We start from the raw sequence: 13,202 nt of genomic DNA on the forward strand, positions 1-13,202 counted from the left end.
ATGGAATTATCCTCACTGACCGCCGTTTCCCCCGTAGACGGCCGCTACGGCGATAAAGTCAGCGCGCTGCGCGGTATCTTCAGCGAATTCGGTTTGCTGAAATTCCGTGTACAGGTAGAAGTCCGCTGGCTGCAAAAACTGGCCGCGCACGCAGCGATCAAGGAAGTTCCTGCTTTTGCTGCCGACGCAAACGGTTTCCTTGATAAAATCGTTGCCGACTTCAGCGTAGAGGACGCGGAGCGTATCAAAACCATCGAACGCACCACCAACCACGACGTGAAAGCGGTAGAATATTTCCTCAAGGAAAAAGTCGCCGATATCGCCGAGCTGCACGCGGTGTCAGAATTCATTCACTTCGCCTGTACTTCTGAAGACATCAACAACCTGTCGCACGCGCTGATGCTGAAAACCGCACGTGACGAAGTGGTGCTGCCGTACTGGCGCAAGCTGATTGACGCGATTAAAGATCTGGCGACCCAATACCGTGACGTGCCGCTGCTTTCTCGTACCCACGGTCAACCGGCTAGCCCGTCCACCATGGGCAAAGAGATGGCCAACGTCGCCTACCGTATGGAGCGCCAGTACCGTCAGCTGAATCAGGTGGAAATCCTCGGTAAAATCAACGGCGCGGTCGGTAACTACAACGCCCACATCGCTGCCTATCCGGAAGTTGACTGGCACCAGTTCAGTGAAGAGTTCGTTACTTCGCTTGGCATTCAATGGAACCCGTACACCACCCAGATCGAGCCGCACGACTACATTGCCGAACTGTTCGATTGCATGGCGCGCTTCAACACCATCCTGATCGATTTCGATCGCGATGTGTGGGGCTACATTGCGCTCAACCACTTCAAACAGAAAACCATCGCCGGCGAAATCGGCTCTTCGACCATGCCGCATAAAGTGAACCCGATTGACTTCGAAAACTCCGAAGGCAACCTCGGCCTGGCGAACGCCGTGATGCAGCATCTGGCCAGCAAACTGCCGGTTTCCCGCTGGCAGCGCGACCTGACTGACTCCACCGTGCTGCGTAACCTCGGCGTAGGTATCGGTTATGCGCTGATCGCGTACCAATCCACGCTGAAAGGCGTGAGCAAACTGGAGCTGAACCAGGATCGTCTGCTGGACGAACTGGACCACAACTGGGAAGTGCTGGCTGAGCCGATCCAGACCGTCATGCGCCGCTACGGTATCGAAAAACCGTACGAGAAGCTGAAAGAGCTGACCCGCGGTAAGCGCGTTGATGCCGAAGGCATGCAGCAGTTCATCGACGGCCTGCCGCTGCCGGAAGCAGAAAAAATCCGCCTGAAGGCGATGACCCCGGCTAACTACATCGGCCGCGCGACCACCATGGTCGACGAGCTGAAGTAACCGGCCTGACTCAGGTAGCATGGGCAATCTCTTCGCGCATGCTACCTGGCAATCCCCCGCTTTCCACGCAGAAAAACGCGCTCTCCCGCCTGGTTTAAATAATGTTTACCCCCAGCCCCACATAATGGCGTTAAACTATTAAAATCGAAAATGAAATGGAGAATGGGCATGCGCGTACTCGTCGTTGAGGATAATGCTCTGCTGCGCCATCACCTCAAGGTCCAGCTACAGGAATTGGGGCATCAGGTGGATGCTGCGGAAGATGCAAAGGAAGCAGACTACTACCTGGGCGAGCACATCCCGGATGTCGCCATCGTTGACCTCGGCCTACCGGATGAAGACGGTCTGTCGCTAATCCGCCGCTGGCGCAGTCACGACGTATCGGTACCGGTACTGGTGCTGACCGCCCGTGAAGGCTGGCAGGATAAAGTTGAGGTGCTGAGCGCTGGCGCCGATGATTACGTCACCAAACCCTTCCATATCGAAGAGGTCGCCGCCCGCATGCAGGCGTTGCTGCGTCGCAATAGCGGTCTGGCCTCGCAGGTTATCTCGATCCCGCCGTTCCAGGTGGATTTATCGCGCCGCGAGTTATCGGTCAATGAACAGCCGATCAAGCTCACCGCCTTTGAGTACACCATCATGGAAACGCTGATCCGTAACCGCGGCAAAGTGGTGAGCAAAGATTCGCTAATGCTGCAGCTCTACCCGGATGCCGAACTCCGCGAAAGCCACACCATCGATGTGTTGATGGGGCGGCTGCGTAAGAAAATCCAGGCGCAATATCCGCAGGACGTGATCACCACCGTGCGCGGCCAGGGCTACTTATTCGAACTGCGCGGATGAAAAGCGTGTTACGACATATTCTTCCGCTTTCTCTGCGCGTCCGCTTTCTGCTGGCGACCGCCGCCGTGGTACTGATCCTGTCGTTGGCGTACGGCATGGTTGCGCTGGTAGGCTACAGCGTGAGCTTTGATAAAACCACCTTCCGCCTGCTGCGCGGCGAGAGCAACCTGTTCTACATGCTGGCGAAGTGGGAAAATAACCACATCGATGTCGATATCCCCGAACACCTGAACATGCAGAGCCCGACGGTGACGCTGATTTACGACGCCAAAGGTAAACTGCTGTGGGCGCAGCATGACGTCCCGTGGCTGGTGAAGCGGATCCAACCTGAATGGCTGAAAAGCAACGGCTTTCATGAAATAGAAGCCGATGTTGGCAGCAGTAGTCTGCTGCTGCGCAATAATGATGAAATGCGCGAACAGCTTGACGCCATCCGCGAGGAAGACGACTCCTCGGAGATGACGCACTCGGTGGCGATTAATCTCTATCCAGCCACCGCGACGATGCCGCAATTGAGTATTGTGGTGGTCGACACCATTCCGGTGGAGCTAAAACGCTCTTATATGGTGTGGAGCTGGTTTATTTACGTGCTGGCGGCCAACCTGTTGCTGGTCATTCCGCTGCTGTGGCTTGCCGCCTGGTGGAGTTTACGCCCTATCGAATCCCTGGCGAAAGAGGTCCGCGAGCTGGAAGAACATCATCGCGAGAGGCTCGATTCTCACACCACTCGTGAACTTACCGGCCTGGTCAGTAACCTCAATCGCCTGCTGAAAAGCGAGCGTGACCGCTATGACAAATACCGAACCACCCTCACTGACTTAACCCACAGCCTGAAAACGCCGCTGGCGGTGCTGCAAAGTACCCTGCGCTCGTTGCGCGGCGAGAAAATCAGCGTCAGCGAAGCTGAGCCGGTAATGCTGGAGCAGATTAGCCGCATCTCGCAGCAAATCGGCTACTATCTCCACCGCGCCAGCATGCGCAGCGGCAATGCGCTTCTCAGCCGGGAACTGCACCCCATCGCCCCGCTGCTGGATAGCCTGACCTCTGCTTTAAATAAGGTCTACCAGCGTAAAGGGGTCAACATCACGCTGGATATTTCGCCGGAGATAAGCTTTGTCGGCGAGCAGAACGACTTTATGGAAGTGATGGGCAACGTTCTCGATAACGCCTGCAAGTACTGTCTGGAGTTTGTCGAAGTCTCGGTACGCCAGACCAACGACAACCAGTTGCATATTCTGGTGGAGGACGACGGCCCCGGTATCCCCCGCAACCAACGCACGGCGGTGTTCGATCGCGGCCAGCGCGCCGATACGTTGCGTCCGGGTCAGGGGGTAGGCCTGTCTGTCGCCCGCGATATCGTCGAACAGTACGACGGCGATATCCTGACCGGCGACAGCCTGCTCGGCGGCGCCTGCATGGAAGTTATCTTTGGCCGCCAGCTTCCTGATGATAAAGAGAGCTAACGCAACAGTTTTTTAACGGCGCCTGCATCGCCGCGGCGCCGCATCCGTTATAATCCCAGACAGACACCTGCTGTGGAATATAAATATGGACTATCAATTAACGCTTAACTGGCCCGACTTCATCGAACGCTACTGGCAAAAACGCCCGGTAGTGTTAAAGCGCGGCTTCGCCAATTTCATCGACCCAATCAGCCCGGATGAACTGGCCGGCCTGGCCATGGAGAGTGAGGTCGACAGCCGCCTGGTGAGCCATCAGGACGGAAAATGGCAGGTCAGCCATGGTCCATTTGAAAGCTACGATCATCTTAGCGAGAACAACTGGTCGCTGCTGGTGCAAGCAGTAAACAACTGGCACGAGCCGACGGCGGCATTGATGCATCCCTTCCGCGCCCTGCCGGACTGGCGTATCGATGACCTGATGATCTCTTTCTCCGTTCCCGGCGGCGGCGTGGGTCCACACCTTGATCAATACGACGTGTTTATTATTCAGGGCACCGGGCGCCGGCGCTGGCGCGTGGGCGAAAAGGTGCCGATGAAGCAGCACTGCCCGCATCCCGATCTGCTACAGGTTGATCCATTCGAGGCCATCATCGATGAAGAGATGGAACCTGGCGATATTCTCTACATTCCGCCAGGATTCCCACATGAAGGCTATTCTCTGGAAAATTCGCTTAACTATTCGGTCGGCTATCGTGCGCCGAATGCCCGCGAGCTGTTCAGCGGTTTTGCTGACTATATTTTGCAACGAGAGTTGGGCAGCCAGCGCTATGCCGATCCGGACGTGCCATCCCGCGACCATCCGGCCGATATTCTGCCGGTTGAACTGGATCGCCTGCGTGAGATGATGCTGGGGCTGATTAACCAACCTGAACACTTTAAGCAGTGGTTTGGCGAGTTCATTACCCAATCCCGCCACGAGCTTGACGTAGCGCCGCCGGAGCCGCCATACCAGCCGGATGAAATTTACGATGCGCTGCAGCAGGGCGATAAGCTCGCCCGCCTTGGCGGCCTGCGCGTGCTGCGGATCGATGGCGAAGTGTTCGTTAACGGCGAGAAAATCGACTCTCCGCATCGCCCGGCGCTTGACGCCCTGGCAACGCATCTGTCGCTACGCGCCGAACATTTCGGCGATGCGCTGGAAGACCCATCTTTCCTCGCCATGCTGGCGGCGCTGGTCAACAGCGGATACTGGTTCTTCGAGGACTGAGTCGACACCCTGCCCGGTGGCGCTGCGCTTACCGGGCCGACAAACGGCATCAACCCATACCCCGCCCGGTGGCGCTACGCTTACTGGGCCGACAAATGGCATCAACCTACACCCTGCCCGGTGGCACTGCGCTTACCGGGCCTACAAACGGCATCAACCCGCATCCTGCCCGGTGGCGCTACGCTTACCGGGCCTACAAACGGCATCAACCTACACCCTGCCCAGTGGCGCTGCGCTTACCGGGCGTACAGGACCGGGCTCTGGGTTTAACGTTTTGCCGTCAGCTCCGCAATCCGCACAATCACCTGCACGGCTTTCTCCATGCCCTCCAGAGTGACAAACTCGTGCTTACCGTGATAGTTGTAGCCGCCGGTAAATAGGTTCGGGCACGGTAAGCCCATGAAAGAGAGCTGGGCGCCGTCCGTACCGCCGCGGATTGGCTTTATCTGCGGCTCGATATCGCAGTCCACCATCGCCTGACGCGCGATGTCCACTACATGCGGATGGGCAATCACCTTCTCATGCATGTTGTAATAACTATCTTCGATCACCAGTTCGATGTAGCAATCCGGATGTAGCCCTTTACCGACCTTTTTGGCGATCTCCATCATTTTGCGTTTGCGCGCTTCAAACTGCTTGCGATCGAAATCGCGCAAAATGTAGTGCATCTCCGCCCGGTCGACGCTGCCCTTGATGCTGGTCAGGTGATAAAAGCCTTCATAACCGTCGGTAGTTTCAGGCGCTTCATTGGCGGGCACTTCGGCATGAATTCGCGCCGCCAGCGATAAAGCGTTAACCATCACCCCTTTCGCGGTGCCGGGATGCACATTATTGCCAACGATTTTGATAGTGACCGACGCGGCATTGAAGTTTTCAAATTCCAGCTCACCGACCCCGCCGCCATCCACGGTGTACGCCCAGCGGGCATCAAATGCGGCGACGTCAAAGTGCTTCGCGCCTTTGCCGACTTCTTCATCCGGCGTAAAGGCGACGCGAATATCGCCGTGAGGGATCTTTTTCGCCTGCAGCGTCGCCAGCGCCGTCATGATCTCTGCGATGCCCGCTTTATCGTCGGCGCCGAGCAGCGTTTTACCATCGGTGGTAATCAGGGTCTGGCCTAACAGCTGATGCAGGACCGGGAACATCACCGGCGACAACACTTCATCGCCGATGCCGAGGGCGATATCGCCGCCGCGGTAGTTTTCGACAATTTGCGGATTCACGTTCTTGCCGCTGAAATCCGGCGAGGTATCAACGTGGGAAATAAAACCGATGGCCGGGATTTCGCCTGCGACGTTGGCCGGCAGCGTCCCCATCACCGTGCCCTTTTCACTTAGCGTCACGTTGACCAGCCCCATCTCTTCCAACTGGCTCTGCAGCAAACGCAGCAGCTTCCACTGCCCTTCGGTACTGGGAACCTGACGCACGCCAGGCTTCGATTGCGTATCTAAAGAAACATACTGCAGAAAACGCTCAAGCAATTTATCCATGTGGCCACCCTCTTTTTTTGTGACAACATTATCAATAAGGGCGAAAAGACAAATATTGCGTCAGGTCATTTTTAGCCCGTAAACCAAAATTTAATACATTTACATGCATTATGTGTAAAGGTGGTACACCGCGGTACAACAATGATTGGCGATTACAATCGTTTGCCGTAAAATGCTGGCCCTTATTAATTATGTGCAACCCCAAAGGTGGTTAATCACAAACCCCGCAGCGATCCCTTTTCCGTTGCGTCTACATGGGACAGAGTCAAAAATTGAATATACAACCGCGTTCGCTTTCTCCGCTGGTACAACTGGCGGGAATTCGCAAAAGCTTTGATGGTAAGACCGTTATCTCCGATCTCAACTTAACCATCAATAATGGTGAATTTCTCACCCTGCTTGGCCCCTCTGGCTGCGGTAAAACAACCGTTCTTCGTCTAATCGCTGGTCTGGAAAGCGTCGATGTCGGACGTATCCACCTTGAAGACCAGGATATCACCCATGTTCCGGCGGAAAACCGCCACGTCAATACCGTATTCCAAAGCTATGCGCTTTTCCCGCACATGACCGTGTTTGAAAACGTCGCCTTCGGCCTGCGGATGCAGAAAACCCCGGCGGCAGAAATCACCCCGCGGGTGATGGACGCTTTGAAAATGGTACAGCTGGAGGCGTTTGCCCAGCGTAAGCCCCACCAACTCTCCGGCGGCCAGCAGCAGCGTGTCGCCATCGCCCGGGCGGTGGTCAACAAACCGCGTCTGCTGCTGCTTGATGAATCCCTCTCGGCGCTCGACTACAAGCTGCGTAAGCAGATGCAGAACGAACTCAAAGCGCTACAGCGCAAGCTCGGCATCACTTTTGTTTTCGTCACCCATGACCAGGAAGAAGCCCTGACGATGTCCGACCGCATTGTGGTGATGCGCGATGGCAAAATCGAGCAGGACGGCACTCCGCGTGAAATCTACGAAGAGCCGAAGAATCTGTTCGTCGCCAGTTTTATTGGCGAAATCAACATCTTCAACGCGACCGTCATTGAACGTCTGGATGAACAGCGCGTGCGCGCCTGCGTCGAAGGCCGCGAGTGCAATATCTACGTCAACTTCGCCGTTGAAAAAGGGCAACAGCTGAACGTACTGCTGCGGCCAGAAGATCTCCGCGTGGATGAAATTCATCACGGCAGCGAAGCTGACGGCCTTATCGGCTACGTGCGCGAGCGCAACTACAAGGGGATGACCCTTGAGTCAGTTGTTGAGCTGGAAAACGGCAAGATGGTTATGGTCAGCGAATTCTTCAATGAAGACGATCCGGACTTTGACCACTCGCTCGACCAGAAAATGGCGATTAACTGGGTAGAAAGCTGGGAGGTTGTGCTGGCCGATGAAGAACACCAGTAAATTCCAGAATGTGGTGATCGCCACTATCGTGGGTTGGCTTGTGCTGTTCGTTTTTTTGCCCAACCTGATGATCATCGCCACCAGCTTCCTGACCCGCGACGATGCGAACTTCGTCAAAATGGTCTTCACGCTGGATAACTACTCGCGGCTGCTGGATCCGCTCTATTACGATGTGCTGCTGCATTCGTTGAATATGGCGCTGATGGCGACCCTCGCCTGCCTGGCGTTGGGCTATCCGTTCGCGTGGTTCCTGGCGCGCTTGCCGCAAAAGATACGCCCGCTGCTGCTGTTCCTGCTGATCGTCCCGTTCTGGACGAACTCGCTAATCCGTATCTATGGGCTGAAGATTTTCCTCAGCACCAAAGGCTATCTGAACGAGTTCCTGCTGTGGTTGGGGGTTATCGATACGCCGGTACGCATTATGTACACGCCGTCAGCGGTGATCATCGGCCTGGTCTATATTTTGCTGCCGTTTATGGTGATGCCGCTCTACTCCAGCATTGAGAAACTGGATCGCCCGCTGCTGGAGGCGGCAAAAGATCTCGGCGCCAGCAAGCTGCAGACTTTTATCCGCATCATTATTCCACTGACCATGCCGGGAATTATCGCCGGCTGTCTGCTGGTGATGCTGCCGGCAATGGGGCTCTTTTACGTCTCAGACCTGATGGGCGGCGCCAAAAACCTGCTGATCGGCAACGTTATCAAGAGTCAGTTCCTTAATATCCGCGACTGGCCGTTCGGCGCGGCGACCAGTATTACCTTAACGCTGGTGATGGGGCTGATGTTGTTGATTTACTGGCGCGCGGCGCGTCTGCTGAATAAAAAGGTGGAGCTGGAATGATCGGTCGACTGCTGCGCGGCGGCTTTATGACCGCCATTTACGCGTATCTCTACATCCCTATTATTATTCTGATCGTTAACTCGTTTAACCGTTCACGCTTTGGTATTAACTGGCAAGGCTTCACCACCGACTGGTATAGCCTGCTGATGAATAACGATAGCCTGCTGCAGGCCGCCCAGCACTCGCTGACCATGGCGGTGCTGTCGGCAACCTTCGCCACGCTTATCGGCTCGCTCACCGCCGTGGCGCTGTATCGCTACCGTTTTCGCGGTAAGCCGTTCGTCAGCGGAATGCTATTCGTCGTGATGATGTCCCCGGATATCGTGATGGCTATCTCCCTGCTGGTGCTGTTTATGCTGATCGGTATTCAATTGGGTTTCTGGTCGCTGCTGTTTTCGCATATCACCTTCTGCCTGCCATTCGTGGTGGTGACCGTGTTCTCTCGCCTGAAAGGCTTTGATGTGCGCATGCTGGAAGCGGCGAAAGATCTCGGCGCCAGCGAGATGACCATTCTGCGCAAAATCATCCTGCCGCTGGCGCTGCCGGCGGTAGCGGCCGGGTGGCTGTTGAGCTTTACCCTGTCGATGGATGACGTGGTGGTCTCTTCGTTTGTCACCGGTCCGGGTTATGAAATCCTGCCGCTGAAGATCTACTCCATGGTGAAGGTCGGCGTTTCGCCAGAAGTGAACGCGCTGGCGACGATTCTGTTGGTTCTTTCGCTGGTGATGGTTATCGCCAGTCAGTTAATTGCACGTGATAAAACTCAGGGGACGTTAAAATGAAAAAATGGTCACGCCACCTGCTCGCTGCGGGCGCTCTGGCTTTGGGCATGGGCGCCGCGCAGGCGGACGATAGCAAAACGCTCTACTTCTATAACTGGACCGAATACGTGCCGCCAGGCCTGCTGGAACAGTTCACCAAAGAGACCGGCATCAAGGTGATCTATTCGACCTACGAGTCGAATGAAACCATGTACGCCAAGCTCAAAACCTATAAAGACGGCGCTTACGATCTGGTGGTGCCATCAACCTATTTCGTCGACAAAATGCGCAAAGAAGGCATGCTGCAAAAGATTGATAAGAGCAAGCTGAGTAACTTCAGCAACCTCGATCCGCAGATGCTGAACAAACCTTTCGACCCAAATAACGACTACTCGATTCCCTACATCTGGGGCGCGACGGCAATCGGCGTCAATAGCGATGCTATCGACCCGAAAACCGTAACCAGTTGGGCCGACCTGTGGAAACCGGAATATAAAAGCAGCCTGCTGCTGACCGATGACGCCCGCGAGGTGTTCCAGATGGCGCTGCGCAAACTGGGCTATTCCGGCAACACCACCGATCCAAAAGAGATTGAAGCGGCTTATAACGAACTGAGAAAGCTGATGCCAAACGTCGCGGCGTTCAACTCCGATAACCCGGCAAACCCGTATATGGAAGGCGAAGTGAACCTTGGCATGGTCTGGAACGGTTCCGCTTATGTCGCGCGTCAGGCAGGTACCCCGCTGGAAGTGATTTGGCCAAAAGAAGGCGGCATTTTCTGGATGGATAGCCTGTCGATTCCGGCGAATGCCAAAAACGTTGACGGCGCGCTGAAGTTGATTAACTTCCTGCTGCGCCCTGATGTCGCGAAACAGGTAGCCGAAACTATCGGCTATCCGACGCCAAACCTGGCAGCGCGCAAAATGCTCAGCCCGGAAGTCGCCAACGATAAATCGCTGTATCCGGATGCCGCCACTATCGAAAAAGGCGAATGGCAAAATGACGTCGGCAGCGCCAGCGCCATTTATGAAGAGTATTACCAGAAACTGAAAGCCGGGCGCTAACCCCGTAAGGCGGAACCCTGGTTCCGCCTTTTTCCCCCTACCCGCCTGATGCTGTAGACAATGCACAGACTCAGCGGTGGTCATCTTTCCTCGCGCATTAAAATCTGGCCGTACTCGTCACGAAGGCGATTCTTCAGCACCTTACCGGTGGCGCTAACCGGCAACGCATCGATAAAAATTATGCGGTCGGGGATCTGCCATTTCGGCACCCGCTCCTGATACCAGGCCAGCAGATCGGCCTCTTCGACTTCGCCCCCTTCAGCGCGGACGCATAGCAGCACCGGGCGTTCATCCCAACGCGGATGACGTGCGGCAATCGCTGCGGCGCTGCGCACCGCTGGATGGGCGATGGCGATATTCTCCAGCTCGACGGTCGAGATCCACTCCCCACCAGATTTAATAATATCTTTCGCCCGATCGTGGATAACCAGATAGCCGTTAACGTCGAGGGTGCCGATATCGCCGGTATCAAACCAGCCATCAGCGGTCAGCGCACTCTCATCGCGACCAAAATAGTGATCGACCACCCAGTGGCCGCGAACCTGCAAATATCCCTGACTTTTGCCATCACAGGGTAGCGGTTTCCCGTCGATATCCACCACCCGTAGATCGATGCCGAAAATCGGCCGTCCCTGCCCATCACTCTGCTGACGCTGCTGCTCCGCCGGGAGTGCGGCGTGCTTACTGAGCAGCGTATTGATCGTGCCGATGGGCGACGTTTCCGTCATCCCCCAGGCATGGATCAGCTCAATATCATAATCGCGCTTAAACGCTTCTCTCATCGATGGCGGTAACGCCGAGCCACCGACGAAGGAGCGCTTGAAATAAGGCAGGCGAAGATCCGATTTACGCAGCGCCGCCAGCAGTCCGGCCCAAATCACCGGCACGCCAAAAGCCACGCTGACCTTCTCGGCGCTCAGCAGACGCAACAGGCTATCGCCATCCAGGTGCGGCCCCGGCAACACCAGCCGCGCGCCGACCATCGCGGCAATAAACGGCGTTCCCCAGGCGTTGACGTGGAACATCGGCACTACCGGCAACAGCGAATCTTGCGCTGAAATGCCTGCACCGTCCGGCTGGTTGCCGCTTAGCGCATGCAGCACCAGCGAGCGATGGGTATTCAGTACGCCTTTCGGCCTGCCGGTGGTCCCTGAGGTATAACAAAGCGAAGCAGGCGTCAGCTCATTCAACCCAGGCCAGCAATAGTCGGCATCCCCCTGCTGCAACAGCTGGTCAAAAAAGCGTAACGACGGCAGCAGATCCTGCGCGTCTTCACTATGCGGCTCCATCAATACGATATGTTTAACCGTCGGTAGCTGTGGCTGCAGTTGCCGTATTAATGGCAGGAAAGTCTGGTCAATAAACAGCACCTCATCGGCGGCATCATTGATGATATACAACAGATGTTCGACCGACAGCCGCGGATTGATCGTGTGTGTCACCCAACCGCCGGACACGACGGCGAAATAGATTTCGAGATGACGACGGTTATTCCACGCTAACGTACCGCAGCGGGCGCCAGCGGGCAGGGCCAGCGTCGCCAGCGCCGAGGCCAGCCGTCGGGCGTTGCGGGCCACTTCTCCCCAACTGCTACGTTCTATTTCTCCGGCAGTACTCACCGAGACGATTTCCGTCTCGCGATGATACTGCGCCGCATGTTCGAGTAGCGCTGAGGTAGTTAAGTGCTGATAAATCATCGGCGAAGGCATCACTGAAGCTCCTGGACAGGCTGAGGATATAGCTGCTGGGATTATCGGAGTTAAAGCTGGTGCCTTTAAATCTGGTTCAGATTCGCCGCTGCGCGCAAAAAAACGTACGGAAATCAGCGCTAACGCACAAAAATTTGAGTTACCGGGGAACGATTGAGGGATTACGCAAGAGTAAAACCGCGGGCAATGAACCAGAAAGCCGCGCCCGTAGTAAAAGGCGCGGCGTATGACCGCTAAAGTCCTTTCAGCAGCTTATCAATGAACTCGGGCACCACTTCGCTTGCCAGCCCGTAATGTTTCTCAGCGAATTCGCTGCCGACCTGGCTGGGTTCAAGGTTTAGCTCGACGGTATGCGCGCCGTGCAGACGGGCTTCATGGACGAAACCCGCCGCCGGATAAACGTGACCAGAGGTTCCAATAGCAATAAAGATATCGGCCTCGGCCAGCCCGCTGTAGATCTCATCCATCCCCAGCGGCATCTCGCCAAACCATACCACGTGCGGGCGCAGCGCCGCCGGGAACTGGCAGCAGTGGCATTTGTCATCCACCGTCACGTCACCGGTCCATTCCAGCACCTGCCCGCTCCACGAACAGCGTACTTTCAGCAACTCGCCATGCATATGGATAACCCGGCGGTTACCCGCGCGCTCGTGCAGATTATCGATGTTCTGCGTCACCAGCAGAAAACGATCGCCAAGCACCTCTTCCAGCTTCGCCAGCGCCAGATGCGCGGCATTGGGCGCGATCTCCGCACTCTGCAACTGGCGGCGGCGGGCGTTATAAAACGCCTGTACCAGCGCCGGGTCGCGGGCAAAACCTTCCGGCGTCGCCACGTCTTCCACCCGGTGTTCTTCCCACAGGCCGTCGGCGGCGCGGAAGGTTTTAATCCCCGACTCAGCCGAAATACCGGCGCCGGTTAACACCACCACCCGTGGTTTGTCTATTGCCTGCGGCGGCGTTTTGTCTTCGCCGAAGAAGACACGTTGCCGTAAGCGATCGCGTAACTGACGTTTTTTACGGCGGAAACGGCTTAAGCGATGTAAGCGGCGCGACAGCATAGCT

Annotated in this window: 11 protein-coding genes; 8 read left to right on the plus strand and 3 right to left on the minus strand. The window is 56.1% G+C overall.

The genetic code is table 11. The annotated features are described in order from the left end of the window. The 4 genes from purB (at position 1) to ABLU86_RS19475 (ending at position 4,884) form a co-directional block, all read left to right on the plus strand. Positions 1-1,371, plus strand: coding sequence for an adenylosuccinate lyase (gene purB / locus ABLU86_RS19460; protein WP_348796391.1), 1,371 nt, complete (start codon positions 1-3; stop codon positions 1,369-1,371). Between the two features lie 168 nt (positions 1,372-1,539). Continuing rightward, positions 1,540-2,214, plus strand: coding sequence for a two-component system response regulator PhoP (phoP, locus tag ABLU86_RS19465; protein WP_015367146.1), 675 nt, complete (start codon positions 1,540-1,542; stop codon positions 2,212-2,214). After that, a complete protein-coding gene (phoQ, locus tag ABLU86_RS19470; protein WP_015705063.1) occupies positions 2,211-3,677 on the plus strand; it encodes a two-component system sensor histidine kinase PhoQ in 1,467 nt (488 codons plus the stop codon). Before phoP ends, phoQ begins: the two co-directional genes overlap by 4 nt. An 85-nt stretch (positions 3,678-3,762) precedes the next feature. Beyond that, the gene (locus tag ABLU86_RS19475; protein ID WP_015367148.1) at positions 3,763-4,884 is read left to right on the plus strand and encodes a cupin domain-containing protein; all 1,122 of its coding nucleotides are present in this window, start codon (positions 3,763-3,765) and stop codon (positions 4,882-4,884) included. A gap of 266 nt (positions 4,885-5,150) precedes the next feature. On the opposite strand, the gene pepT is transcribed toward ABLU86_RS19475, so the two are convergent. Beyond that, on the minus strand, positions 5,151-6,374 hold the full coding sequence (gene pepT / locus ABLU86_RS19480; protein ID WP_045361297.1) for a peptidase T: 1,224 nt from the start codon (positions 6,372-6,374) through the stop codon (positions 5,151-5,153). A 254-nt stretch (positions 6,375-6,628) separates the two neighbouring features. On the opposite strand from pepT, the gene potA reads away from it, so the two are divergent. Genes potA through potD form a run of 4 tightly spaced genes read left to right on the plus strand, consistent with a single transcriptional unit; the run spans position 6,629 to position 10,431 of the window. After that, complete coding sequence (gene potA / locus ABLU86_RS19485; protein ID WP_015705060.1) at positions 6,629-7,765, plus strand: spermidine/putrescine ABC transporter ATP-binding protein PotA; 1,137 nt, start codon at positions 6,629-6,631, stop codon at positions 7,763-7,765. After that, a complete protein-coding gene (gene potB / locus ABLU86_RS19490) occupies positions 7,749-8,606 on the plus strand; it encodes a spermidine/putrescine ABC transporter permease PotB (RefSeq protein WP_047053791.1) in 858 nt (285 codons plus the stop codon). Before potA ends, potB begins: the two co-directional genes overlap by 17 nt. Then, positions 8,603-9,388, plus strand: coding sequence for a spermidine/putrescine ABC transporter permease PotC (gene potC / locus ABLU86_RS19495; RefSeq protein ID WP_012968557.1), 786 nt, complete (start codon positions 8,603-8,605; stop codon positions 9,386-9,388). The genes potB and potC overlap by 4 nt, the downstream gene beginning before the upstream one ends. After that, on the plus strand, positions 9,385-10,431 hold the full coding sequence (gene potD / locus ABLU86_RS19500) for a spermidine/putrescine ABC transporter substrate-binding protein PotD (protein WP_015367153.1): 1,047 nt from the start codon (positions 9,385-9,387) through the stop codon (positions 10,429-10,431). The genes potC and potD overlap by 4 nt, the downstream gene beginning before the upstream one ends. Before the next feature lie 80 nt (positions 10,432-10,511). Here the strand turns inward: potD and ABLU86_RS19505 are convergent, their stop codons facing one another. Both ABLU86_RS19505 and cobB read right to left on the minus strand, forming a co-directional pair. Continuing rightward, entirely contained in the window at positions 10,512-12,140 is a 1,629-nt protein-coding gene (locus ABLU86_RS19505) for a long-chain fatty acid--CoA ligase (protein ID WP_348796392.1), read from the minus strand. 233 nt (positions 12,141-12,373) lie between these two features. Next, positions 12,374-13,198 (minus strand): Sir2 family NAD+-dependent deacetylase, encoded by an 825-nt coding sequence (gene cobB, locus ABLU86_RS19510; protein WP_042892240.1) that lies wholly within the window; start codon positions 13,196-13,198, stop codon positions 12,374-12,376. Positions 13,199-13,202 lie beyond the last annotated feature (4 nt).

It is taken from the genome of Klebsiella sp. JN_Kp121, assembly GCF_040062145.1.
Taxonomy (GTDB): domain Bacteria; phylum Pseudomonadota; class Gammaproteobacteria; order Enterobacterales; family Enterobacteriaceae; genus Klebsiella; species Klebsiella aerogenes.

Excerpts from the sequence above, each read along its gene's own strand:
- purB (WP_348796391.1), top strand. The coding sequence starts at position 1 with ATGGAATTATCCTCACTGACCGCCGTTTCCCCCGTAGACGGCCGCTAC.
- phoP (WP_015367146.1), top strand. The coding sequence starts at position 1,540 with ATGCGCGTACTCGTCGTTGAGGATAATGCTCTGCTGCGCCATCACCTC.
- phoQ (WP_015705063.1), top strand. The coding sequence starts at position 2,211 with ATGAAAAGCGTGTTACGACATATTCTTCCGCTTTCTCTGCGCGTCCGC.
- ABLU86_RS19475 (WP_015367148.1), top strand. The coding sequence starts at position 3,763 with ATGGACTATCAATTAACGCTTAACTGGCCCGACTTCATCGAACGCTAC.
- pepT (WP_045361297.1), bottom strand. The coding sequence starts at position 6,374 with ATGGATAAATTGCTTGAGCGTTTTCTGCAGTATGTTTCTTTAGATACG.
- potA (WP_015705060.1), top strand. The coding sequence starts at position 6,629 with ATGGGACAGAGTCAAAAATTGAATATACAACCGCGTTCGCTTTCTCCG.
- potB (WP_047053791.1), top strand. The coding sequence starts at position 7,749 with ATGAAGAACACCAGTAAATTCCAGAATGTGGTGATCGCCACTATCGTG.
- potC (WP_012968557.1), top strand. The coding sequence starts at position 8,603 with ATGATCGGTCGACTGCTGCGCGGCGGCTTTATGACCGCCATTTACGCG.
- potD (WP_015367153.1), top strand. The coding sequence starts at position 9,385 with ATGAAAAAATGGTCACGCCACCTGCTCGCTGCGGGCGCTCTGGCTTTG.
- ABLU86_RS19505 (WP_348796392.1), bottom strand. The coding sequence starts at position 12,140 with ATGCCTTCGCCGATGATTTATCAGCACTTAACTACCTCAGCGCTACTC.
- cobB (WP_042892240.1), bottom strand. The coding sequence starts at position 13,198 with ATGCTGTCGCGCCGCTTACATCGCTTAAGCCGTTTCCGCCGTAAAAAA.